Here is a 21,560-nt window from a genome sequence, read left to right as displayed (position 1 = left end):
TTAGTTGCAAACCTAAAATAGTTGCGCTTAGGTAACAGTTGATCCGAGACTCGCAGAAAGGTCTTGCAATGGCGGGACGCGACGGTGGGGTGTCGAAAGAGCACGTCGAAGCGGTGATGCGGGCGGCTCGCGCGTTGGTTGGCATCAGCGCGGCTTCCATCGCCGAGGTGGACGACGTGGTGACCGTTCCGCAATTGCGGGTGATGATGATGATCGCGACGCGAGGCGGAATGAATCTCAGCACCGTCGCCGAAGGCCTGCGGGTAAGCCCCTCCAACGCCAGCCGCATCTGCGATCGACTGCTGCGGATCGGGATGATCGACCGCCGCGAAGACCCGGCGGATCGCCGCCACATCACCCTGACCCTGACCTCACAAGGGCAGGCCCTCATCGAACGGGTGATACGCCATCGCCGCAGCGCGATTCGAGGCATCCTGCGCCAGATGACGCCGCGTGAGCGCGAGCGACTGGCCGCAGCGCTGAACGAGTTCGCCGCTATCGCAGGCGAACCGTGGGCCGACCACGACCACGCGTTGGTGTGACGGCCCGTCTCGCCGCGCCGTCCTACGACACTGCCGCTGAATCTGTCGCCGGGATCAACCTGTTCAGCACCGCGGGCAGCGGGTTCGTGTGCACGACGCCGAGGCGTTGGGTGGCGCGGGTGAGCGCGACGTACAGGTCGGCCGCCCCGCGCGGCCCTTCGGCAAGGATCCGGTCCGGCTCCACCACCAGGACGGCGTCGAACTCCAGGCCCTTGGTCTGCGACGGCGGCACCGCACCGGGCACACCCGGCGGGCCGATCACCACGCTGGTCCCGTCACGCCCCGCTTCGTCGGAAACGAATTCCTCGATGGCAGAGGCCAATTCAGCGCTGCCGACGCGGCGGCTCCATGGCTGCACCCCGGTAGTGCGGACCGACTCCGGCGGCGTGGCGTCTGGCGCGAACTCGGCGAGCAACGCTGCGGCCACCGACATGATCTCGGCAGGCGTGCGGTAGTTCACCGACAGCGGCTTATACACCCAGCGGCCAGGCACATACCGGTCGAGCATCGCACCCCACGACGTCGCACCGGCAACCGACCGGCGCTGCGTGAGATCACCGACCACGGTGAAGGACCGGCTCGGGCAGCGGCGCATCAACACCCGCCAATCCATTTCGGAGAGTTCCTGCGCCTCATCGACGACGACGTGCCGATAGGTCCAATCACGGTCCGCGGCAGCACGTTCGGCGAGCCCGCGGGTGTCGCGTTCGACGAAACGGTCCGCGAGGTCCTCGCCGTAGAGCATGTCGGTGGCGAGCAGCTGATCCTCGTCGTCCATCAAATCCTCGCGACGCACCATCAGCTCCAGCACGCCCGCGGCATACGCTGCCTCGGCGCGACGCCGCCGCTCTGCGGTGTCGTCGACGGGCTTGTCGGGACCGAGCAGGTCGACGAGTTCGTCGAGCAGCGGCACATCCGACACCGTCCACGCTTCACCGTCGGCGCGCCACAACGCCTGATCGGCGCCCGCGGCACTGCGCCGGTCGGGCGACGTGTACAGCGACGACAGCAGCGACTGCGGCGTCAGGATCGGCCACAGTTCATCGAGCGCAGCGGTGAACGCCTCGTGTTCGGTCAACTCCTCGAGCAGGTCGGCACGCACCTGCTCCCAGGCCTGACGGTCCTCGCGGGTCAGCCAGCCGCGACCGATCTTCGCGATCGCCCGCTCGGTGAGCACATAGGTGACGATCTCGGCGAACACCTCACGCGCCTGGTTGTGCGGCTTGCCGCTGGCGCGTGCTTCCTCGCGCGCCCACTGCGCGGTCTCAGCGTCGATGCGCACCGTGACGTCGGAAAGCTCGATGACGATCGGCTCCTCGGGCAGCCGCTGCCGGTCGGCGATCGCGGCCGCCAGCACATCCAAGATGTCCAGCGAGCCCTTGAGCCGTGCGGCTTGCGGGGTGTCCTCGGCGGTGATGCTCATGCCGGGCACCAGATCGCCGGTGGTCATGAACACCACGTCGGTCTCACCCAGCGACGGCAGCACACGTCCGATGTGCCGCAGGAACGCCGCATTTGGCCCGATGACGAGCACGCCGTGGTTCTCGATCCTCTTGCGCTGCGTGTACAGCAGATACGCGACGCGGTGCAGCGCCACCACGGTCTTGCCCGTACCGGGGCCGCCCTCGATCACCAGCACACCCGGATGGTCGAAGCGGATGATCTCGTCCTGCTCGGCCTGGATGGTGGCGACGATGTCGCGCATGCCCTCACCACGCGGCGCGTTGACCGCCGCGAGCAGCGCGGCGTCCTCGCTGCCGCCGAGCTCGGCCTCGCCCGGCCGGCCGAGCACCTCGTCGGTGTAGCCCAACACCCGCCGGCCCCTGGTGTGGAACTGGCGGCGGCGGCGCATGTTCAGCGGCGTCGCGGCCGTCGCGGTGTAGAACGGCCGTGCTGCGGGCGCCCGCCAGTCGATGAGCAGCGGCTCGTAGTCGCGGTCCTTGTCGAAGATGCCGATCCGGCCGACGTAAGTCCGCTCGCCGGTGACGGCGTCCAACCGACCGAAGCACAGGCCGTTGTCGGCGACGTTCAGCCGGGTCGCCTCTTTGGCCATGGCGCGTACCTCGGCATCGCGCTCGACCAGCGTGCCGCCGTTTGCGGGGTCGACCGGGCTGCGCAACGCCGCCCGGTATCTGTCGGCCACTCGCGCGCGTTCGGCGTCCAGCCGCGCGTAGAGGCCTGCGACGTAGTCGCGCTCAGAGCGCAGTTCGTCCTCGTAGTCCTTGGTTGACACGTGCCCCCATCTGCATCGAATTCGAGCCAGGCCAGCGATTGTGCGCCCCCACCCCGGCCTTGCCGCAAGCCCCCATGTCCGCGATAAAATGTCGCTGGAAGGGCGAACAAACCCTTCCTTTTTTGTTGGGCCGTTTGTTGGGCTGCCTCTGGGTCATGTCGGGGGCCTGCGACCGGACCCGGCCCCGCCCAACTTATGGTCAAGCGGTGACGATCACCTACGACGAGGCGCTGCGCGCACAGATTCGCGCAAACCTATCCGGTCACGATCGCCGCGCGTTGACCGATCCGACGAAGCGGCACGCGGCCGTCGCCGTCGTCCTCGTCGACTCCGAAGTCGGTGAAGACAGGGTGGACCCTGTCGACGTCGACGACTGGAACGGCGGACGCGAAATGGCGCTGGCCGGCCTCGACGGCCGCATGGTCAACGTCTCCGGCGGCGCCGCTTTCCTGTTGTGCCGCAGGGCATCTCGCCTCTCGTCGCACGCCGCGCAGTGGGCGCTGCCCGGCGGCCGCCTCGACCGCGGCGAGACCGTCGTCGACGCGGCGCTGCGCGAACTGCACGAGGAGGTCGGCGTCGACCTGCCCGGCTCCACGGTGCTCGGTCTGCTCGACGACTACCCGACCCGGTCGGGTTATGTCATCACCCCGGTGGTGATCTGGGGCGGCGGTCGCCTGGAACCGCGGCCCGCCCCCGACGAAGTGGTGGCCGTCTACCGGGTCGGGCTGCACCAGCTACTGCGCGACGACTCGCCGCGGTTCATCTCGATCCCGGAAAGCCCGCGTCCCGTCGTGCAGATCCCGCTCGGCCATGACCTGATCCACGCGCCGACCGGCGCCGTGCTGCTGCAGTTGCGCTGGCTCGGGCTGGAGGGCCGACCCGACCCCGTCGATCAACTCGAGCAACCGGTGTTCGCCTGGAAGTAGCCGGCGGGTACAACAGACGCACGAGGCACACTGGTGGGACTGTCCGGCCGCCGAGCCGGCGCAGCGCACCACTACGAACGGGGCAGGCCGTGAAACTAGCGTTGAGCGATTCCGACGTCGCGTTCCGGGAGGAACTGCGGCGGATCTACACCACCGAGATCCCCGCCGACATCCGCGAACGAGCCCGCGAGGGCGAGCTCAACTATCCCGATGACCTGGTCACCACGCAGCGCATCCTGCACCGGAACGGGTTGGCCGTGCCGAACTGGCCGGTCGAGTGGGGCGGCAAAGACTGGACGCCGCTGCAGCAGCAGATCTGGCTCGACGAGATGCAGCTGGCAAGTGTCCCCGAACCGCTGCCGTTCAACGCCAAGATGGTCGGCCCGGTCATCGCCCAGTTCGGCTCCCAAGCGCTCAAGGAGCGGTTCCTGCCGCCGACGGCCAACCTCGACATCTGGTGGTGTCAGGGCTTCTCCGAACCCGAGGCGGGCTCCGACCTGGCGTCGCTGCGCACCACCGCGGTGCGCGACGGCGACACCTACGTCATCAACGGCCAGAAGACGTGGACCACGCTCGGCCAGTACGCCGACTGGATCTTCCTGCTGGCGCGCACCAACCCCGACGCCCCGAAGAAGCAGGCCGGCATCTCGTTCCTGCTCGCCGAGATGTCCACGCCGGGGATCACGCTGCGCCCGATCAAGCTGATCGACGGCAGCTACGAGGTCAACGAGGTCTTCTTCGAAGACGTGCGCATCCCCGCCGATCAGCTGGTCGGCGAGGAGAACCAGGGCTGGACCTACGCGAAGTTCCTGCTCGGCAACGAACGCACGGGCATCGCCCGCATCGGCAACACCAAGCTGTGGGTCTCCCAGGTCAAGGAGCGCGCCGCCCAGGTGCGCGTCAACGGCGCCACCCTGCTCGAGGACCCGCTGTTCGCCGCCCGCGTCGCCGAGCTGGAGAACGACCTGCTGGCGCTCGAGCTGACCCAGATGCGGGTCAGCGGGTCGGAGGCCGACGGCAAGCCGAACCCGGCGTCGTCGATTCTCAAGCTGCGCGGCAGCCAGCTGCAACAGGCTGCGACCGAGCTCTTCGTGGAAGTGGCCGGGCCGGATGCGTTGCCCACCGACGGCGACATCGACGCACCGCCGTGGATGCGGGAGGCCGCGCCCCGCTACCTGAACTTCCGCAAGACGTCGATCTTCGGCGGTACCAACGAAATTCAACGCAACATCATTGCGTCGACGATTCTGGGATTGTGAGCCGACCGTGGACTTCGACCTGACCGAGGAACAAGAACTGCTGCGCGACGTCACCCGCGAGGTGCTGTCCCGCAACTACGACATCGCGCGCTACAACGAAGTCACCGCAGGCGAGCCCGGCTGGAGCCGCGACGTCTGGAACCAGTTGGCCGAGGTGGGTCTGCTGGGCCTTGGCTTCGACCCCGGCGAGGCGGGGCAGATCGAGATCATGGTCGTGATGACCGAGATCGGCAGGCGGCTCGCGCCAGAACCGGTGGCGCAGGCAGCGCTGATCCCCGGCGGGCTGATCGCCGAGCTGGGCACCGACGCGCAGAAGCAGGTGCTTGACGACGTGTCGACGGGCGGCGCGCTGCTGGCGTTTGCGCACACCGAACCCGGTCTCCGCGTGCCGACGGGTGAACTGAGCACCAAGGCCAGCCGAAGCGGCGACGCTTGGACGCTGACCGGTCGTAAAAGCACTGTGGCGGCCGGTGATTCGGCCGACACCGTGGTCGTGACCGCCGCCCTTCCCGACGGTGGTGCGGGGCTGTTCCTGGTCGACGGTGCGGCGGTCACGCGGCAACTCTACCGGTCATTCGACGGCCGCCGCGGCGCCCAGCTCGACTTCGACGCCACGCCCGCAACTCCCCTGGGCGAGGGCGGCGACGCAGGCGAGCAGATCGCCCGCACGGTCATCCGGTTCCAGTCCGCGCTGTGCTCCGAGGCGGTCGGAGCGATGGAGGAGTCGCTGCGGCTTACCACCGAATATCTCACCAGCAGAAAGCAATTCGGTGTTCCGCTGAGCAAGTTCCAAACCCTGACACAGCGCGCGGCTGACATGTACGTGTCGCTCGAGTTGGCGCGCAGCATGAACTACTACGCCGCCATGTCCATCGCCGACGGACGGTTCGACCCCGTCGTCGCCGCCAGAGCCAAGCTGCAGATCGGACGCTCCGGTCGTCACATCGCCCAGGAGGCCATCCAACTACACGGCGGCATCGGCATGACCGCCGAATATCCGGTCGGGCACTACGCCGCACGAATCACCGCCATCGGCAACACCTTCGGAACGACCGAAGACCACCTGCGCACACTCGTCGCGAACATCGGCTCGTACGGAACCGTATCGCTGTAGCGGCCTACCGCCGCTTGGGCACCGGTACCCGCATCAGGTCCCGTGCGATGACCAGGTCACCGTCGAACACGTCGGCCGCCTCGTCGCGGTAGCGCTGTGCGGCGTCCTGATACCGCTGCGAGAAGTGCGTGAGCACCAAGGTGCGCACGCCGCATTCGGCGGCCACCCGCGCCGCCTGCCGGGCCGTCAAATGACCGTACCTGCGCGCCAATTCGACCTCCTGCTCGAGAAACGTCGCCTCGATCACCAACATGTCCGCCCGGTCGGCCAGTGCATACACCGCGTCGCACAATCGGGTGTCCATGACGAACGCGAAGCGCTGTCCTGGGCGCGACGCGGTGACGTCCGACAACTCGACGACCCGGCCGCCGACGCTGATCGAGCCGGCCCGTTGCAGATCGCCCACAGCAGGTCCGCTGATCCCGAACCGGGACAACAACTCCGGCACGAAGCGCGTACCGTCGGGCTCGACCAGCCGGTAGCCGAAGGTCTCGATCTGATGCTCAAGGCGCAAGGCGGTGAGCACACCGAAATCGCCTGTCGCGACGGTACCGTCAAACTCGACGGGTTGTTCGCGCACGTCGACGCGGTCGTAGAAAACACTGGCGTGGCGCAGCCGCGCGAAGTATTCGCCGCCGGCCGCGGGGAAATGCGCGTACACCGGGCGCGTCACCCCGTCGAGGGACATGCGTTGAATGACGCCTGGCACACCCAGGCAGTGGTCTCCGTGAAAATGCGTGAGGCACAGGCGTGTCACGCTGGTTGCGGACGCACCTGCGAACAGCATCTGCCGCTGTGTCCCCTCACCGGGATCGAACAGCATGCCCTCGCCGTCCCACTGCAGCAGATAGCCGTTGTGGTTGCGGTATCGCGTCGGCGCCTGGCTCGAGGTGCCCAGTACGACCAGTTCCCGTGTCACGGTGCCGCGATCGACGCCAGCGTGAAGATCCGTACCTGGCCGGTCACCTTCGCATGGCATTGCGACAGAAGCGGTTCCGACATCTCCTCGTTGAGGATGACCTCGATCGGCCCGTCGTCGCCGCGCAGCACCACCCGGATGTGGTGCTCTTCGCGGACGACCTTGAGTGGTGACAGGCTCGCGATGCGGTCGTCGCCGTAGGCCTCCCGCACGAAGTACTGCGCGGCCTGCACCGCGTGCGGCAGCGACGTGCGCCCGCGCAGAAATCTGTTGTCCAGCCTGCCGTCGAGGTAGAGCCGCACCAGTTCGGCCGAATCGGCCAAGTCGACCCGGCCGTAGCACAGCCCTTCCGGCAGCACAAGCATTGTCGCGGCGAATCGGTCGCCACCCAAATGCGAACACTCCCAGGTGAATTCGGGATACTCCTTGGCGATCGCCGCGCACGCGCTGCGGCCGCGGACCGCGCAGCACTGATCGTGCTTGCCGTGCGCGCAGACGGCCACGACGGGATCGGTCGACAACCGCCCGTCGCCGCCGTCGAGGGCCAGGTCGAGGTAGTCGCGCGGGTCGCTCACCTCCCCGCAGTACAGCGCCTCGCTGCCCTCGCGGGAATCCGCGATGAACCACCGCCACCGCCTGGCCTCGGCACGGCGGCCGTGCCGTCGGATCGCTGCGATCCGCATCCTCTCCGACTCGACACGGCGGACGATCGCGCGGCCGAGCTGCGGGTCGATGACGCCGGGAGATTGTAAGAACGCCGAATGGCCCCATGCGCCAGGCAATTCCAGCAGAACCCAGGAGAGGCCCGCCGATGCGGTGCCGTACATCGGGTCGTTGCGGGCCAGCGACTGGTCGCTACACGGCTGCCGCCTTGGCGCGGTCATCCGTGTACCGGCACCACGACGGCCTCTCGAAGCAGTCGGCGTATCAGCACCGTCGCGTCGGCGTGGTCGAGGCCGGGCACGCTGTGCGCGTCGACGACCTGCCCGTGGTGCAGTGCCGTGACCGCATCGGCGCACGAGTCGGGAAACGTCATCACCTTGTCTGGTAGACGCAGCACGACGCGTTCGCCCGCCCGTTCGAGGGCCGCGACGAGACCGTGCCGCCACTGGACGGTGACGGTGTCGGCGCGTTCGACCGCCTCCAGCGTTGCGAGCGGCGGGACCGGCACCGGTCGGGTGCGCTCGGCGTGCCTGCGCACCAACTGGTCCGCCGTGCCGGCGCTGATCGCCGCCGAATCGTCACGCAGCGCGTCCACCATCTCCGCCATCACCTTGGTCACCGTCGCGATGATCTCATCCCGGTCGACGGGGTCGCCGCTCGGCGGCAGCGACTTGCGGAAGGCTTCGTCGGCGCTGAACTGATCGACCACCGCGCGCGCGACGTCCACACCGGTCAGCGGCGAGACACCGATGGTGAGGTGGATGGACGTGGTATCGAGGGCCTGTGCCGAGTGCACCCATCCGCGTGGCAGATACAGCGCATCGCCTTCGGACAGCACCGTGTCGATGACCGGTTCCTCGGTGGCACGCGCGGCGATGGCGCCTCGGTGCTGCGTCCACGGTTGTGACGGCAGCGGATGGTGGTGAACAGGGGCGTGCACGATCCAGCGCTTCTGGCCGCTCACCTGCAGGACGAACACGTCGTGCACGTCGTAATGGGGATCGAAGCCGCGGTTGGTCGGCGGCGTGATGTAGGCGTTCGCCTGCACGGGATGGCCCAGATCGTCGACCATCCGCCGAGCGAAGTCGATCAGCGGGGGCCACAGCCGATGCAGCCCTTGCAGCACGATCGTTGCGCCCGAGGCGAATTGGGTCACGACCTTGCCCGAGTCGATCTGGTCGGGCATCTCGGCGCCGAAGCCGGCCGGGCCGAGGTAGCAGTCCTTGGCCAGCACGTCGCCCTCTTTGGCCAACCGGATGAAAGGCGCGCGAACCCCGCGCTCGGCGATCAACTCATCCACTGTCTCAGGGGAGAGCAGATCGCCGAAGTCGCGGGGAAGCGCCGAGGCCGGGCTGAGCAACGGCCGAGTCCCCCAGTAGCGCGTGGCGAATGTCTGGGGGTCGGTCGCTATGCAGCGGCTCAGCGCCGAATTGCGGTCAGGCTGTTCCGTCGGCTCCGCCGTCGTGGCCTTCGGGGTTGGAGCCGCCGTCGGCCGGGCCTTCGCCGCCCGCGGTGCCGTCTGCTCCGCCGTCGTGGCCGCTCGGGTTCGACCCGCCGTCGGCAACCCCTTCACCGCCACCGCTCGATGTGGTCATGTCGTCATCGTCTAGCGCCATCGTGATCCTTTCTCCGGTGTAGCCGTCCTCCATAATGGGCTGCTGCGGCTACCTGCGGAGCAGTGTTGCCGGAGCGCGATCATACGAAACAGACCTCTCGCATCGCCGAACCTTGAAGGACGTGCATTGTTCATCGTCATCCTCGGCACGGTCCTCGGCGCGATGCACCTCTACGTCTGGAAGAGATTGATCAAGGACACGACTGCGCGCGGACGCATGCGGCGGGTGCTCACGGCGGCGCTCGTGGTGATGCTTCTGGTGCTTGTCGCGGCGCTGGTGTTGCCAAAGCTCGTCGGCCTGCCGGAGTCGCCGTGGGTGGCGTGGCCAGGGTTCGTCTGGTTCGGCCTGCTCGTGTACCTGTTTCTCACCCTGCTCGTGCTCGAGCCGGTGCGGCTCGTCCTGTGGGTCGCGTTACGGAGGCGGACGCGTGCCACGGCGGAAATGCTGCCGGTGGAGTCTGCGAAGTCAGAGGAGTCGGCGATCAACCGGCGCGTGTTCATCGCCAGGGCAGGCGCGGCCGTGGCGGGCGCGGCGTCGGTCGGGCTCGTCGGTGTCGGGATGGCCAGTGCGCTCGGACCGCCGCAGCTGACTCGGCTGCCGGTCGCGCTGCGTCGGCTCGACCCGGCGTTCGACGGCTTCCGCATCGCCGTGGTGTCGGACATCCATCTCGGCCCACTCGCGGGCCGGTCGCATGCCGAGCGGATCGTGCGCACCATCAACGAGACCGAATCGGACCTCGTCGCCATCGTCGGCGATCTGGTCGACGGCACGGTCGACAAACTCGGCGCGGCGGCGGAGCCGCTCCAGGATCTGGCCGCCCGCGACGGCGCGTTCTTCGTCACCGGCAACCACGAGTATTTCGTCGACGACACCGCATCATGGCTGCGTGAGTTGGACCGGCTCGGCGTGCAGCCGCTGCGCAACGAGAACACCGCGATACGGCGCGGCGCGGCGGCGTTCGACCTTGCCGGCGTCAACGATCTGGCAGGCGGTGACCAGTCCGACCCGCCGGACTTCGACCGCGCGCTGGCAGGCGTGGACACGTCGCGGCCGACGATTCTGCTTGCGCACCAACCGGTTCAAGTCACCGACGCCGCCAAGCGCGGGGTGGATCTGCAGCTGTCCGGGCACACCCACGGCGGCCAGATGTGGCCCTTCCACTACATCGTGCGAGCCGCGCAGCCCGCGCTCGCCGGCTTGTCCACGGTGAACGGCACCCAGCTCTACGTCACCCGCGGCGCCGGTTTCTGGGGCCCACCCGTGCGGGTCGGCGCACCACCGGACATCACGGTGTTGACGCTTCACCGCGCCGGCTGAATCGGTCGCGACGTTTTACTTGCGACGGCGTTGGGTAACAACCTCGCAACGCTGAAGACGTCGGTGTGACCTTCCACTTCTAGTCCGAAAGGCGGCGCACGATGATTCCCTTCATTTGTCCGACCTGTGGTGAGTTCAACATCGAGGACGAGGTGTGCACGTCGTGCGAGCACGCGGCTTCTGACGAACTCGTAGCCTGACCGTCGACCGGAACACTCGCTCAAGATCACTCGTTGACGGCAGCGTGACGCTCGCCGACCGTCTCCTCGACATCAAGAGGATCTACCACGAGCCCGAGATCGAGCGCTTCGCCCGCGCGCGGGAAGTGCTCGACCGGTTCCCGGACGCCGAGCGCATCGAGGTCCTCTCGCATCAAGCGATCCCCGGCCTGTACGGCAACGAGGGAAACGTCTCCGACTGGGTCCGCAACAAACGTGAAGTGCTGGTGCTCGGCGAGAAGAAGAGCCTGTCGGCGCGCCGCAACGAGCGGTCAAGCGACTGGATCGCGCCGTCGACGGCCAACGGTTGCGCGATGGCCTGCTCGTACTGCTACGTTCCGCGCCGCAAGGGCTACGCCAACCCGATCACGGTCTTCACCAACATCGACAAGATCCTCGGCTATCTCGAACGCCACGCCGCCCGCCAGGGCGTCAAGCCGGCGCCCAATCAGTGCGATCCCGTCGACTGGGTGTATGACATCGGCGAGAACAGCGACTGCTCCGTCGACGCTATGGTCTCCGACAACGTCGCCGACCTCATCGAGTTGTTCGCGCGCATCCCCAACGCCAAGGCCAGCTTCGCCACCAAGCTCGTCAACCGCGACCTGCTCACCTACGACCCTCGGGCCGGCACCCGGATCCGGTTCAGCCTGATGCCGCAGAACACGTCGCGCCTCGTCGACATCCGCACCGACAAGGTCGCCGACCGCATCGCCGCCATCGACGACTTCGTCGAAGCCGGCTACGAGGTCCACCTCAACTTCAGCCCGGTCATCGTGCACGAGAACTGGCTGGCCGACTGGGCGCAACTACTCGAGCAGATCGCCGACGGCACGAACGACCGCACCAAGGCGCAGTTGGCGGCCGAGATCATCTACCTGACCCACAACGAAGGCCTGCACGACGTCAACCTCGGCTGGCACCCCAAGGGTGAAGACCTGCTGTGGCGGCCCGACCTGCAACAGGTCAAGCGCAGCGAAAGCGGGCAACAGAACGTGCGCTACAAGAGCCCGTGGAAGGGCCGCTGGGTGGGTCAGCTCACCGACCTGATCGCCGAGAAACTGCCCAGCTGCCGGATCCGCTACGCCTTCTGACGACGGGCCCGCGCGCGCCGCTTGCCTTCGTGCATGGCCGCCACCCGCGCGACCGGAATGGTGCGGCCGTGTTCGATCAAATCCGTTGGCAGTCGCTGGGGTTCAGGCATCGTCTCCGCCCACGGATCGCAGTCGCCGAGTTGCTCGATCGCGGTGTGCACGGTGAAATCCGCGGGGTTGATGCGATCCAGATCCGACCACTTCACCGGAAAGGACACCGGTGTGCCCGGCCGCAGCCGCGGGCTGTAGGCGGCGGCGACAGTCGCACCGCCCGCACGGGTGGAGTCGACGAACACCTTGCCGCCGCGGTCGGAGACGATGAACGCCGTCGTGGCGATCTCCGGGTCGAGTGCCTCCGCCCTGGCCGCCAACGCGCGCGTCGCCGCAGCCACGTCGTCCACCGGTGCGGAGTCGTCGATCGGCACGAAGACGTGAATTCCCTTGGCACCGCTGGTTTTCAGCGCGCCCGCCAGACCGCAGTCGGCCAGTGCGCGGCGGACCAGGTTCGCGACGGCCACCACCGCGGCGAAGTCGTCGTCGCCGGGCGGATCCAGATCGAGCACCATGTGCGTCGGCCGGTAGATGTTGTCGGCGAGCCCGAGCGTCGGGTGGTATTCGACGGAGCGCTGATTGGCGAACCACAACAGCGTCGCGCGGTCGTCGCACAGCGCATAGCGCACCTGGCGCTGCGACGAGTCGGCCCACATCGTCGTCGTCTTGACCCACTCCGGCGTGTACTTGGGCACGTTCTTCTGCATGAACGGTTTCTGCCCGCGCAGCACCCGCAGCACGGTGAGCGGTCGGCCTTTCAGACCGGGCAGCATCCGGTCGGCGACGGCGTCGAGGTAGTCCACCAGGTCGCGCTTGGTGGCACCGGCGTCCGGGCTCAACGGTTGATCGAGGTTGGTCAACCGCACCCCGGCGCGCTCTTCCTCTTGGCAGGCGCCCATGCCGGTCAGCCTATGCGGTCATGTCATCGACGCGAGCCTGCGGAACAGCGGCGCGGCCTTGACCAACAGGTCCACCTCGTCGGGCGTCATCGCGTGCAGTTGCTCGCGCACACCGTCGACCCACACCGACTCGATCATCTTCTTGTGCCTGGTCGCCTTCGGTGTCAGCCGCAACCGCACCGACCGGCCGTCGCGCGCGTCGGGGGAGCGTTCGATCAGGCCACGGTCGACAAGGCGGCGCACCGTCGTGCTGACGTTGCTCGGCTGTAGTCCGAGCATCCGGGCGACGTCGGACACCGTGATCGACGGGTGGTCGGACACGGTGCGGATGACCTCGAACTCCGAATGCGGTAGCGGTTCGAGGCCGATCTGACGCTCCCCGAAGCGGCGCAGCGACCAGACCACCGCCCGCACGGAGTCGGCGATGTCGCGAACCTCACGTGCCCTCGCGCGTACATCGGCGGAGTTCACTCCGCTACAGTAGCTCTAAAAATAGCTATAAGTCTATAACTAGTGAGAGGTTGCCCTTGCCCGCACGCACCGGCGACATCGGCGCGAGCTCGGCCGCGATACCCCTGAGTTGGCTCGGCGTTCTGGCCCTGCTGACCGCGGTCGCTCCGTTGTCGATCGACATGTACCTGCCTGCCTTCCCGCAGATGGCCGAAGAGTTCGGCACGTCCGCGTCGGCGATCCAGCTGACGCTGACGGCGTTCATGGTCGGCCTCGCGCTCGGGCAGCTGTTCATCGGGCCGCTCTCGGACCGGCTCGGCAGGCGCAGGCTCATGCTGATCGGCACCGCCGTTTGCGTCGCCGCAGGCGCGGCGTGCGCCCTGGCGCCGAGCATCCAACTGCTGACCGCGTTCCGGTTCCTGCAGGGCTTCAGCGGCGCGGCGGGCGTTGTGCTGAGCCGGGCCGTCATCTCCGACCGCGCCCGCGGGGCGGCGGCGGCGCGCTACTTCAGCGTGATGATGATCATCAACGGCGCAGCGCCGGTGGTGGCACCGCTCATCGGCGGCACGTTGATCGACTACATCGGCTGGCGCGGCGTCTTCTGGATCCTCACCGGGCTGGCGGTGGCGATGTTCGTCGGCGTGAGCGTCGTGCTCGGCGAGACGCATCCGCCCGAGCGCCGCACCACCGGCGGGCTGATCGCGATGCTGCGCGACGCCGGATCGGTGTTCACCCATCGCCGCTACGTCGGTTACGCGCTGACGTTCGCGTTCGGGTTCGCGGTGATGTTCTCCTACATCGCCGCGTCACCGTTCGTGCTGCAGAACGTGCTCGGGCTCTCGCCCCTGGCATTCTCGTTCGCGTTCGCGAGCAACGCCGTGGGGCTGGTCGGCATGAACGCCATCAACGCTCGGATCGTCGGGCGCTTCGGGCAGCGGCGGCTGCTGCACCTCGGCGTGAGCCTGCTCGTGCTGTTCTCCGCGCTGCTCGTCGTCGACGCCGTGCTCGGCCCGGTGCTGTGGGCAACGCTGCCGTTGTTGTGGTGCGCGGTCACCAGCCTGGGTTTGATGGTCGCCAACGCGACGGCACTGGCGCTCGACGAGGTGCGGCACGTGGCGGGCAGCGGTTCGGCCGTGCTGGGTGCGCTGCAGGCGGGGCTGGCCGCGGCGATGGCGCCGTTGGTGGGTGTCGCGGGAGATCACAGCGCAATCCCGATGGCGATCGCGATGCTGTCCGCCGCGTCGATCGCGGCGACGGCGCTGCTGGTGCTGACCCGCGAACGGGTCACGGTCTAGGACTCCTCCGCGCTTTCCCGCTCGTCCTGCAGCCGGTCCTTGCTCCGCAGCAGCCGCAGCAGGGTCACCAGCCCCAGCCCGCCCACGATGTTGGCGACGACGGTGTAACCGAACCAGCTGAGCCAGTCGAGATATCCGAACGGCGCGACGCCGGTGGACAAGGCGCCGAAGATCAGCAGCGAGTCCAGGATCGAGTGGAACATCTGTAAACCGGCGAGCAGGAAGGCACCCGCGACAGCGGCCGCCATCTTGCCGGTGACCGAATCGGTGCCGTGCTGCATTCGGGTCATCAGCGTGATGACCATTCCGCCGAGCAGCGCCAAGGCGATGGTCTCCGCGGTGACGGGCGCGGCGACGAAGTGGGTGGCGGATTCGATCGTCTGCTGATGCAGCTTCGGGTACGCCCGCATGACCAGCCACATGATCGCCCAACCGCCGACGAGGTTGGCTATCAGCGTTCCGCTCCACAGCTTGAGCAGCTGGCCGGCGTTTGCGCGTTTGGCGGCCACGGTCGTCACCGGGATCAGGAACCCTTCGGTGAACAGCTCGCTGCGGCCCAGCATCAACGCCAGGAACCCGATCGAAAACGCCAGCCCGGCGAGGAGCTGATTGTGGGTAGCGTGCAACACCGACAGATAGGCGAGCACGCCGACGGCGACTTCGGTGCCGCCGAAGAACCCGGTCACCAACACCTCGCGCCAACTGCGGTGCAGCCGTTGCGTGCCCTCGGCGATCATTCGCTGGAAGGCGTGTTCCAGCTCGTCTTCCATCGGGCTGTCGGTGTCGCCCAGTTCACGTCGGGTTGTGCTGCTCATGACGTGGCGGAATACCCCACATACGGGTGGCGGAACCACGCGCGACGACGCGCGTTAGGGTCCGGCGCATGGTCGTCTGCCCGCACCGCTGCCGTTGACGGCGCGAGCTGTGTTGCCGGGATGGTCGATTCCGCTCGTCTTCGTCGTCGGGGCCATCTCGCAGTATGTCGGCGCCGCGATCGGCGTGTTCCTGTTCGAGACGACCGAACCGGCGACGGTGGCCTGGCTGCGCGCCACGGCGGCGGCGGTCGCGCTGATGGCGTGGCGACGGCCGTGGCGGCGCCGATGGACCCGGCGGCAGGTGCTCGCCGCGGCGATGTTCGGCCTGGTGACCGTCGCGATGAACATCTCCATCTACGAGGCGATCGCCCGGATCCCCCTCGGCACGGCCGTCGCGATCGAGTTCATCGGCCCGACCACAGTGGCCGCACTGGGGTCGCGCAGGCGACGTGATTTCGCGGCCGTCGCGCTGGCCGCGTCGGGTGTGCTGCTGCTGGCCGGAGTGGAATTCGAGGCCAACCTCACCGGGGTGCTGTTCGCGCTGTTGTCGGCCGCGATGTGGGCGGGCTACATCCTGCTCGGCAAGCGGGTCGCCGACACCGGCGACGGCCTGGACTCCCTTGCGGTCGGGATGGCGCTGGCCGCAGTTGTTCTGGCGCCCGCCGTCCTCGTTCCGCAAGCCCGCATCGACGCGTCGGTGTTCGCCGAGCCGCGGACCTGGCTTCTGGGCCTGTGCATCGGCCTGTTGTCGACGGCCATCCCGTACGCCCTCGATCAAGTGGTGCTGGTCGGCATCGGCAGCGCGAAGTTCGCACTGCTGCTCGCGCTGCTGCCCGCGACCGCGACCCTGATCGGCCTCGCGGTGCTGCGGCAGGTGCCGACCGCGCCGGAGGTCGTCGGCGTCTCGATGGTCGTCGCCGCGCTGGTGCTGAGCGCCCGCGAGTCGCCGGAATCGCGAGCCGAAGCACGGCAGTCGATCTGAACCACGCCCGCGGCGGTGGCATTCTGGCGGAATGGGGTTGCTCATCGTCCGCCTCGTCGAACTGCTGATCGTCATCGTCCCGCTGATCGGCGTGTTCTACGCCGGAGCAAAGGCGATCACCAAGGCCCGCAACCGCAGCGACGACGCCCCGACCGATCCGGCGCTGTCGGCGCCGTCGGCACCTCGGCAGGAGCGGACGTCCAAGACGGCCCAATGGCAGGCGATACAGCGGGCGGTGCGCGAGCACGACCGCACCGACACCCGCTGGCTCGACTACGAACTCGACATCAGCAAGCTGCTCGATTATCCGCTGATGACCGACATGCGCGACCCGTTCACCCAGCGGTTCCACCGCGCCAAGCTGCGGGCCGACCTGCACCGCCCCGCCGACCCGGCCGACCTGCTCGCCGACAGTGAGGCCGCCCGTCAGTATCTGGACGCCGTCGAGGAGTACGTGACGGCGTTCGACGTCGCCGAGTCCGAGGCGTTCCGCAGGCGGCGCAGCGACTTCTCGCGGGAAGAGCAGCAACGGCTGTCGCGGGCGCACAGCGCATTGCGGATCGCGTCCGACTCCGCCGCCACACCGCAGGAGCGTGAGAAGGCCTTCGACGTCGCGCGCCGCGAACTCGACGGGTTGATCGTGCTGCCGGAGCGCACCAGGACCGCGATCGAACGCGGCATTGCAGGCGAACTCGACGCCTAGCTGGCGTTCTCCTCGACGAGTTCCTCGCCGTTGATGTGCGACTCGTCGTGGTGCTCGGGCTCGTGGTGCTCGGGCTGTTGGTACTGCAGATGCTCGGTGCCAGGCACTCCGCCGAGCGCGTCGATGACCTCGCGAATCTTTGCGACTTCCTCATCGGACGGTTGCGCGCCCGCCTCGAGTTCATCCGGCCGCTCAGGGCTCAGCCCGGCGCTGCTGGCGACCTCTTCCGCGGAGAGCTTGGCGTGGATGCGCGTCACGTACAGCTGCTGGCCCAGGCTCGACCCCGGCGCGGCGGCGGCGTGCTCCATCAACGAGTCGTAACGCCGACGAACATTGCTGAGCTCAACGATGACCGAGGGTGACGGTCTTGCGCTGCTTGCCGCATCGGCCAACGCGGCGCGCAGCTTGCGCATCCCGTCGAGCACGACGTCGGCGCGCTTGTGGAACTTCTTGTCCTCGGCGAACGGCAACGCGTCGATCGCGGCGTTGTACATGTGCATCGCCGCCGCAGAGAGACTGACAATGATCGACGAATCATCTTGTGGCGCGGGTTGTCCCATGGGCCCTCGAATCTTTTCCGGTCGGTTCCATCAGCGGTAAGCAGCCGGCGAAGCGTGCTTTTCCGTCGCCCCGCTCGACTTGAGCACGCGTTGACCCTAGCGGGCGTCGACGCGACGCGTCAGGGCGAGTCCAGGCCCTGCGGCGTGACCTGCAGCGTCGGCGTGCGGCCGAACCTCGGGGCAGCCGAACGCGGGCGACGGTGTGAAGATGGTGCGCGGTGCGGTCCTAGTCTGTACCCGCGGCACCGGCGGGCTGGGGCGGAAACGGGAGGTCCAGATGACCGGACTGGTCGAATCCACCACCGCGGGCGAGACGGAACAACGCAGCACAGTGCAAAGCTCGGCGCAGCCGCCAGAATCGGGCGGCGGATGGTTCGCTGCGATCGACGGCTGGCGCGGTATCGGCTGGCTGTCGTGCGGTGCCGCGGGCGGTTTCGCCATCGGGTGGTTCATCCTGCTCGCCCCCGGCGAGGTGGGTTCGAAGGCGGACTGGTTTTTCGGCGCGGGCGTGCTTTGCCTTGCGTTGGTGTCACTGTGGCAGACCGCCAGCATCCAGCGTCAGGCCAATCAGCGCGCCGCCGCGGCCGCCGAGCGATTGCGCACCGAGGTGCTCGCCGCGCACCAGCGCATGGCCCGTGAACTCGACGTCGCGAAGCAGCGGCACAAGGCCGAGCTGGAGAGCCAACAGAAGCTCCATGCGGCCGAACTCGAAAGCCAACAGAAGCGCCATGAGGCCGACCTGCAAAGCCAGCAGCGGTTGCACCGCGCCGAGCTGGACGGGCAGCATCGGCAGGCGCAGACAGAACACCGTCATCTGCGCAATCAGCTTCAGCGACAAGCGATTATCGAAGTGTCGCGCAGCGTCGGCGAGCACACCCAGGCGCTGGCAACGCTGTGGGACCGCGGTGCGAGCATTCTGACGGCCGCGGACCGATCCGAGCGGGAGCAGGCGATGCGGCCGATCTTCGAGCAGATCGGCCAGGTGGTGCACGACTTCTCCATCGAGATCGCCAACGCCCACAGGATCGTCGACGACGACCGTCTTCATCAGGCGCTCACCGGCGTCAACGAGGCCGTGCTGATGGCCATCGGTGTGGCGCAAGACGTTTCGGCCGACATCGTCGACGGGCGCACTTCGCAGCCCGATCGCATTTCGCAGGCGCAGCGGCTGATGCAGGAAAGAGCCGCGGAGGCAAGGCGTCTGGCCTGGGATTTGCTGCGCAGCGGGCTCGACGACGCCGCGGAGTAGACGGTGACCGAAATCGTCGGGCCCGTGGATAGGGTCATCGTTGTCGGTGCCGGTATCGCGGGGCTGGCGGCCGCGACGAGGTTGAGCCAGGCCGGCGTCACGTGCGTGGTGCTGGAGGCGCGCGACCGGATCGGCGGGCGGTTGCACACCATCGATCTCGCGGGCACACCGGTCGACCCTGGCGGCTCGTGGATCCATCACCCGATCGGCAATCCGCTGACGGCGCTGTGCGATTCCCACGGGATCCTTCGTGACCCGGGTGATCCGATCCCGTCACTGTCGGCCTATGACCAAGCCGAGCGGCGGCGACTCGGCCGCGACGAACTCGAGAAGGACATCCTGACCGAGGCCGATGCGTTCTGGGATGGCATCGAAGCCTTGGGTTTTCGGCTCGAACCCGACGCCACCGCGCTCGACGGCATCGACGCGTTCATCGCTGACCGGGGTCACACGGGTGCGGTCGCGCGGCGACTGCGGCAGGAACTGCTGGCCGAAGTGGAGGCCGACGCCGCCGATCGCGCCGACAACGAGTCGCTGCGCTACGTGGCGACCGATGAGGTGTTCGAGGGCGACCTGTTCGGTGACCTGCCCCGCGACGGATACCGTTCGGTGATCGGCGCATTGGCGCGTGGACTCGACATCCGGACAGGCATCGAGGTGTCGTCGGTCGAGGTTCGCGGCGACAGTGTGCATGTCGGTTGTGCCGACGGGTCTGCTGAGAGTGCGTCGCATGCGGTCGTCACCCTTCCGCTCAGCACGGCTTCCGCGGTGCCGGCGCTTCGTCTGCCCGCGTTGGTCAGGTAGCGGCAGGTCGGCCGTCGGCGCGTGACCCCGGCGAAGTGCGTGTGCAGCGCGTGTGCGGTGTCATTCTGGATGGGGCCGTGGGATGCCACCGTCATGTCGAGTCGCTCGAACGCCCCTCCCGTCTCGCGGAATCTTTAGCTGCGGCAATGGCTTTAGCGGTGCCGCCGAGCATCGTCTCGGTCGCACTGTTGATGTTCGCCCCCCACAGCGGATCCTCCGGTGTCGCCACCCGCTGCGCAAGCTTCGCGGCCGATTGCGTCGGCAATCCGCCGGTGACGGCGGCCATGCCCCAGTCTTTCCCGGCGCACGCGGCCCGCATGGACTCACCGCGGAGGTGCACAGCCGCGAGCGCGGCGTGTCCTCGGTGTTGGGGCCGGTGTAGAGGTTGGCGTCGCGGTCCGCACGCGACGCGCACAGCAGGGCGACGTCGGGTGCGAGGTCGGTGAACATGCGCGCGTAGAGCTCGACGTAGGTGTGGATCGCGCCGATGCGGACCGATCCGTCCTCGACCATCTGGGCGATGCGCACGCTTTGCGAGCTGGCAAAGGCGAGGTCCAGGGTGGTGGCAATGCCTCGTTCGAACAGGTCGAGGTGTTCGGGCCGCGACACCGACGAGATCAGCATGTCGAGGTCGTGCAGGCGCTGCGGGTCGCAGTCGGCGAGGGTTCGGGACAGGAAGTCGGCCTGCTTCTGGTTGTCGCTTTCCAGCGCGACGCGATCGCCCGGCCGGATGACGTCATGCAGCAGGTTGGCCCGTTGGACGGGATTGACCATTTTGCCGTCGGCATAGGCGTCGCCGGACGACAACCGCTGGCCAATCGTGACGCACCGGTTGGTGCGGTGTAAAGGCCGAATCCGTGCCAAAGTTATGCCGAACGAGTCCGCCCGGCCATCGGCGGGATGGCCGCGAGCAGAAGGGGGAAGCGTGCCTACGGTCACCACCAGCGACGGTGTCGAGATTTTCTACAGGGATTGGGGATCGGGCCAACCCATCGTGTTCAGCCACGGCTGGCCGCTGACAGCCGACGACTGGGACACCCAGATGCTGTTCTTCTTGTCCAAGGGATACCGCGTCATCGCCCACGACCGCCGTGGCCACGGACGGTCCAGTCACGTCGCCGACGGCCACGACATGGACCACTACGCCGACGACCTCGCCGCCGTCGTCGAGTACCTCGACCTGCACGACGCGATCCACGTCGGGCACTCCACCGGGGGCGGGGAGGTGGCGCACTATCTGGCCCGGCACGGGCAGGGTCGCGCGACCAAGGCGGCGCTGGTCTGCGCGGTGCCGCCGCTGATGGTCAAGACCGACGCCAACCCGGAGGGGCAACCGAAAGAGGTGTTCGACGATCTGCAGGCGCAGTTGGCGGCCAACCGGTCGGTGTTCTACCGCTCGCTGGCGTCGGGACCGTTCTACGGCTTCAACCCGCCCGGCGTGGAGCCCTCGGAGGCGATCATCGCGAACTGGTGGCGGCAAGGAATGATGGGCGACGCGAAGGCGCACTATGAGGGCATCGTCGCGTTCTCGCAGACCGATTTCACCGAGGATCTGAAGAAGATCACCCTGCCGGTGCTGGTCATGCACAGCGAGGACGATCAGATCGTGCCCTATGTCGCGGCTGGGCCGAAGTCGGCCGAACTGCTGCCCAACGGAATTCTGAAGACCTACAAGGATTTTCCACACGGCATGCCGACGACCCACGCCGACACGATCAACGCCGACCTGCTGGAGTTCATCCAGTCCTGAGCGCCGAGATCGACGAAATGGCGTGAATTACTCGCACTTTTGCGCCCAAATGTCGGTTTGGGCGTTGGGGGGGGTTGGCCGTTGGAGGGGAGGGGGTGAGG

The 21,560-nt window shown here is 67.8% G+C and carries 22 protein-coding genes and 1 pseudogene; 12 read left to right on the top strand and 11 right to left on the bottom strand.

All coding sequences use genetic code 11. From position 1 onward, the window contains the following. Nucleotides 1-68 precede the first annotated feature (68 nt). The gene (locus CQY20_RS12630) at nucleotides 69-542 is read left to right on the top strand and encodes a MarR family winged helix-turn-helix transcriptional regulator (RefSeq protein ID WP_097940427.1); all 474 of its coding nucleotides are present in this window, start codon (nucleotides 69-71) and stop codon (nucleotides 540-542) included. 22 nt (nucleotides 543-564) lie between these two features. On the opposite strand, the gene helR is transcribed toward CQY20_RS12630, so the two are convergent. Continuing rightward, entirely contained in the window at nucleotides 565-2,775 is a 2,211-nt protein-coding gene (gene helR / locus CQY20_RS12625; RefSeq protein ID WP_174814708.1) for an RNA polymerase recycling motor ATPase HelR, read from the bottom strand. Between the two features lie 206 nt (nucleotides 2,776-2,981). On the opposite strand from helR, the gene CQY20_RS12620 reads away from it, so the two are divergent. From CQY20_RS12620 to CQY20_RS12610, 3 genes are all read left to right on the top strand, one after another. Continuing rightward, nucleotides 2,982-3,701 (top strand): NUDIX hydrolase, encoded by a 720-nt coding sequence (locus CQY20_RS12620; protein WP_097940426.1) that lies wholly within the window; start codon nucleotides 2,982-2,984, stop codon nucleotides 3,699-3,701. 89 nt (nucleotides 3,702-3,790) lie between these two features. Next, on the top strand, nucleotides 3,791-4,960 hold the full coding sequence (locus CQY20_RS12615; protein WP_097940425.1) for an acyl-CoA dehydrogenase family protein: 1,170 nt from the start codon (nucleotides 3,791-3,793) through the stop codon (nucleotides 4,958-4,960). Nucleotides 4,961-4,967: 7 nt separating this feature from the next. Beyond that, nucleotides 4,968-6,074 (top strand): acyl-CoA dehydrogenase family protein, encoded by a 1,107-nt coding sequence (locus CQY20_RS12610; protein WP_097940424.1) that lies wholly within the window; start codon nucleotides 4,968-4,970, stop codon nucleotides 6,072-6,074. Between the two features lie 4 nt (nucleotides 6,075-6,078). Here the strand turns inward: CQY20_RS12610 and CQY20_RS12605 are convergent, their stop codons facing one another. The 4 genes from CQY20_RS12605 to CQY20_RS12590 are packed head-to-tail and all read right to left on the bottom strand — an operon-like array spanning nucleotide 6,079 to nucleotide 9,272. Next, the gene (locus CQY20_RS12605) at nucleotides 6,079-6,993 is read right to left on the bottom strand and encodes a ribonuclease Z (protein WP_234816222.1); all 915 of its coding nucleotides are present in this window, start codon (nucleotides 6,991-6,993) and stop codon (nucleotides 6,079-6,081) included. After that, nucleotides 6,990-7,877 carry a ferredoxin family protein gene (locus CQY20_RS12600; RefSeq protein WP_097940490.1) on the bottom strand — a complete coding sequence of 296 codons (888 nt, stop codon included), beginning with the start codon at nucleotides 7,875-7,877 and terminating at the stop codon, nucleotides 6,990-6,992. Before CQY20_RS12600 ends, CQY20_RS12605 begins: the two co-directional genes overlap by 4 nt. Then, the gene (locus CQY20_RS12595; RefSeq protein WP_097940489.1) at nucleotides 7,874-9,079 is read right to left on the bottom strand and encodes a cupin domain-containing protein; all 1,206 of its coding nucleotides are present in this window, start codon (nucleotides 9,077-9,079) and stop codon (nucleotides 7,874-7,876) included. The genes CQY20_RS12600 and CQY20_RS12595 overlap by 4 nt, the downstream gene beginning before the upstream one ends. Before the next feature lie 13 nt (nucleotides 9,080-9,092). Beyond that, complete coding sequence (locus CQY20_RS12590; RefSeq protein ID WP_097940488.1) at nucleotides 9,093-9,272, bottom strand: hypothetical protein; 180 nt, start codon at nucleotides 9,270-9,272, stop codon at nucleotides 9,093-9,095. Between the two features lie 126 nt (nucleotides 9,273-9,398). On the opposite strand from CQY20_RS12590, the gene CQY20_RS12585 reads away from it, so the two are divergent. Beyond that, nucleotides 9,399-10,589: a metallophosphoesterase gene (locus CQY20_RS12585; RefSeq protein WP_097940422.1), complete on the top strand. Its 1,191-nt coding sequence runs from the start codon at nucleotides 9,399-9,401 to the stop codon at nucleotides 10,587-10,589. Between the two features lie 244 nt (nucleotides 10,590-10,833). Further along, entirely contained in the window at nucleotides 10,834-11,901 is a 1,068-nt protein-coding gene (locus CQY20_RS12580) for a spore photoproduct lyase family protein (RefSeq protein ID WP_097940421.1), read from the top strand. Here the strand turns inward: CQY20_RS12580 and CQY20_RS12575 are convergent. Further along, nucleotides 11,889-12,851, bottom strand: coding sequence for a DNA polymerase domain-containing protein (locus CQY20_RS12575; RefSeq protein WP_097940420.1), 963 nt, complete (start codon nucleotides 12,849-12,851; stop codon nucleotides 11,889-11,891). The two genes, CQY20_RS12580 and CQY20_RS12575, sit on opposite strands and share 13 nt — an antisense overlap. 18 nt (nucleotides 12,852-12,869) lie before the next feature. Beyond that, on the bottom strand, nucleotides 12,870-13,322 hold the full coding sequence (locus tag CQY20_RS12570) for a MarR family winged helix-turn-helix transcriptional regulator (RefSeq protein ID WP_097940419.1): 453 nt from the start codon (nucleotides 13,320-13,322) through the stop codon (nucleotides 12,870-12,872). A 56-nt stretch (nucleotides 13,323-13,378) separates the two neighbouring features. Here CQY20_RS12570 and CQY20_RS12565 point away from each other — a divergent pair, with 56 nt between their 5' ends. Continuing rightward, nucleotides 13,379-14,596, top strand: a complete 1,218-nt coding sequence (locus tag CQY20_RS12565; protein ID WP_371871045.1) for a multidrug effflux MFS transporter — start codon at nucleotides 13,379-13,381, stop codon at nucleotides 14,594-14,596. On the opposite strand, the gene CQY20_RS12560 is transcribed toward CQY20_RS12565, so the two are convergent. After that, entirely contained in the window at nucleotides 14,593-15,411 is an 819-nt protein-coding gene (locus CQY20_RS12560) for a formate/nitrite transporter family protein (protein WP_097940418.1), read from the bottom strand. The two genes, CQY20_RS12565 and CQY20_RS12560, sit on opposite strands and share 4 nt — an antisense overlap. Nucleotides 15,412-15,520: 109 nt before the next feature. Between CQY20_RS12560 and CQY20_RS12555 the strand changes: the two genes are divergently transcribed. Both CQY20_RS12555 and CQY20_RS12550 read left to right on the top strand, forming a co-directional pair. Further along, nucleotides 15,521-16,393 carry an EamA family transporter gene (locus CQY20_RS12555; RefSeq protein ID WP_234816221.1) on the top strand — a complete coding sequence of 291 codons (873 nt, stop codon included), beginning with the start codon at nucleotides 15,521-15,523 and terminating at the stop codon, nucleotides 16,391-16,393. A gap of 31 nt (nucleotides 16,394-16,424) precedes the next feature. Next, nucleotides 16,425-17,096 (top strand): hypothetical protein, encoded by a 672-nt coding sequence (locus CQY20_RS12550; RefSeq protein WP_097940417.1) that lies wholly within the window; start codon nucleotides 16,425-16,427, stop codon nucleotides 17,094-17,096. On the opposite strand, the gene CQY20_RS12545 is transcribed toward CQY20_RS12550, so the two are convergent. Next, nucleotides 17,093-17,656 carry a forkhead-associated protein gene (locus tag CQY20_RS12545; protein WP_097940416.1) on the bottom strand — a complete coding sequence of 188 codons (564 nt, stop codon included), beginning with the start codon at nucleotides 17,654-17,656 and terminating at the stop codon, nucleotides 17,093-17,095. The genes CQY20_RS12550 and CQY20_RS12545 overlap by 4 nt on opposite strands. A 277-nt stretch (nucleotides 17,657-17,933) precedes the next feature. Here CQY20_RS12545 and CQY20_RS12540 point away from each other — a divergent pair, with 277 nt between their 5' ends. Both CQY20_RS12540 and CQY20_RS12535 read left to right on the top strand, forming a co-directional pair. Continuing rightward, nucleotides 17,934-18,905 carry a hypothetical protein gene (locus CQY20_RS12540; RefSeq protein ID WP_234816220.1) on the top strand — a complete coding sequence of 324 codons (972 nt, stop codon included), beginning with the start codon at nucleotides 17,934-17,936 and terminating at the stop codon, nucleotides 18,903-18,905. Nucleotides 18,906-18,908: 3 nt separating this feature from the next. Beyond that, nucleotides 18,909-19,709, top strand: a complete 801-nt coding sequence (locus tag CQY20_RS12535) for a flavin monoamine oxidase family protein (RefSeq protein WP_097940415.1) — start codon at nucleotides 18,909-18,911, stop codon at nucleotides 19,707-19,709. Nucleotides 19,710-19,800: 91 nt separating this feature from the next. Here the strand turns inward: CQY20_RS12535 and CQY20_RS34825 are convergent, their stop codons facing one another. Next, entirely contained in the window at nucleotides 19,801-19,995 is a 195-nt protein-coding gene (locus CQY20_RS34825; RefSeq protein ID WP_163700189.1) for a hypothetical protein, read from the bottom strand. Nucleotides 19,996-20,117: 122 nt separating this feature from the next. Beyond that, nucleotides 20,118-20,483 (bottom strand): annotated as a pseudogene (locus CQY20_RS12530) (malonate decarboxylase subunit alpha); the annotation flags it as partial. A 151-nt stretch (nucleotides 20,484-20,634) separates the two neighbouring features. On the opposite strand from CQY20_RS12530, the gene CQY20_RS12525 reads away from it, so the two are divergent. After that, nucleotides 20,635-21,459, top strand: a complete 825-nt coding sequence (locus CQY20_RS12525; protein WP_097940414.1) for an alpha/beta fold hydrolase — start codon at nucleotides 20,635-20,637, stop codon at nucleotides 21,457-21,459. Nucleotides 21,460-21,560 lie beyond the last annotated feature (101 nt).

Source organism: Mycolicibacterium agri, from assembly GCF_002553505.1.
In the GTDB taxonomy this organism is placed as follows: Bacteria; Actinomycetota; Actinomycetes; order Mycobacteriales; family Mycobacteriaceae; genus Mycobacterium; species Mycobacterium agri.
Note: the sequence above shows the minus strand (reverse complement) of the source record. Positions and strands in the feature narration are given on the sequence as shown.

Coding starts and splice junctions, on each gene's coding strand:
- CQY20_RS12630 (WP_097940427.1), top strand. CDS start 69: ATGGCGGGACGCGACGGTGGGGTGTCGAAAGAGCACGTCGAAGCGGTG.
- CQY20_RS12600 (WP_097940490.1), bottom strand. CDS start 7,877: ATGACCGCGCCAAGGCGGCAGCCGTGTAGCGACCAGTCGCTGGCCCGC.
- CQY20_RS12590 (WP_097940488.1), bottom strand. CDS start 9,272: ATGGCGCTAGACGATGACGACATGACCACATCGAGCGGTGGCGGTGAA.
- CQY20_RS12575 (WP_097940420.1), bottom strand. CDS start 12,851: ATGGGCGCCTGCCAAGAGGAAGAGCGCGCCGGGGTGCGGTTGACCAAC.
- CQY20_RS12560 (WP_097940418.1), bottom strand. CDS start 15,411: ATGAGCAGCACAACCCGACGTGAACTGGGCGACACCGACAGCCCGATG.
- CQY20_RS12550 (WP_097940417.1), top strand. CDS start 16,425: ATGGGGTTGCTCATCGTCCGCCTCGTCGAACTGCTGATCGTCATCGTC.
- CQY20_RS12545 (WP_097940416.1), bottom strand. CDS start 17,656: ATGGGACAACCCGCGCCACAAGATGATTCGTCGATCATTGTCAGTCTC.
- CQY20_RS12540 (WP_234816220.1), top strand. CDS start 17,934: ATGACCGGACTGGTCGAATCCACCACCGCGGGCGAGACGGAACAACGC.
- CQY20_RS34825 (WP_163700189.1), bottom strand. CDS start 19,995: ATGGCCGCCGTCACCGGCGGATTGCCGACGCAATCGGCCGCGAAGCTT.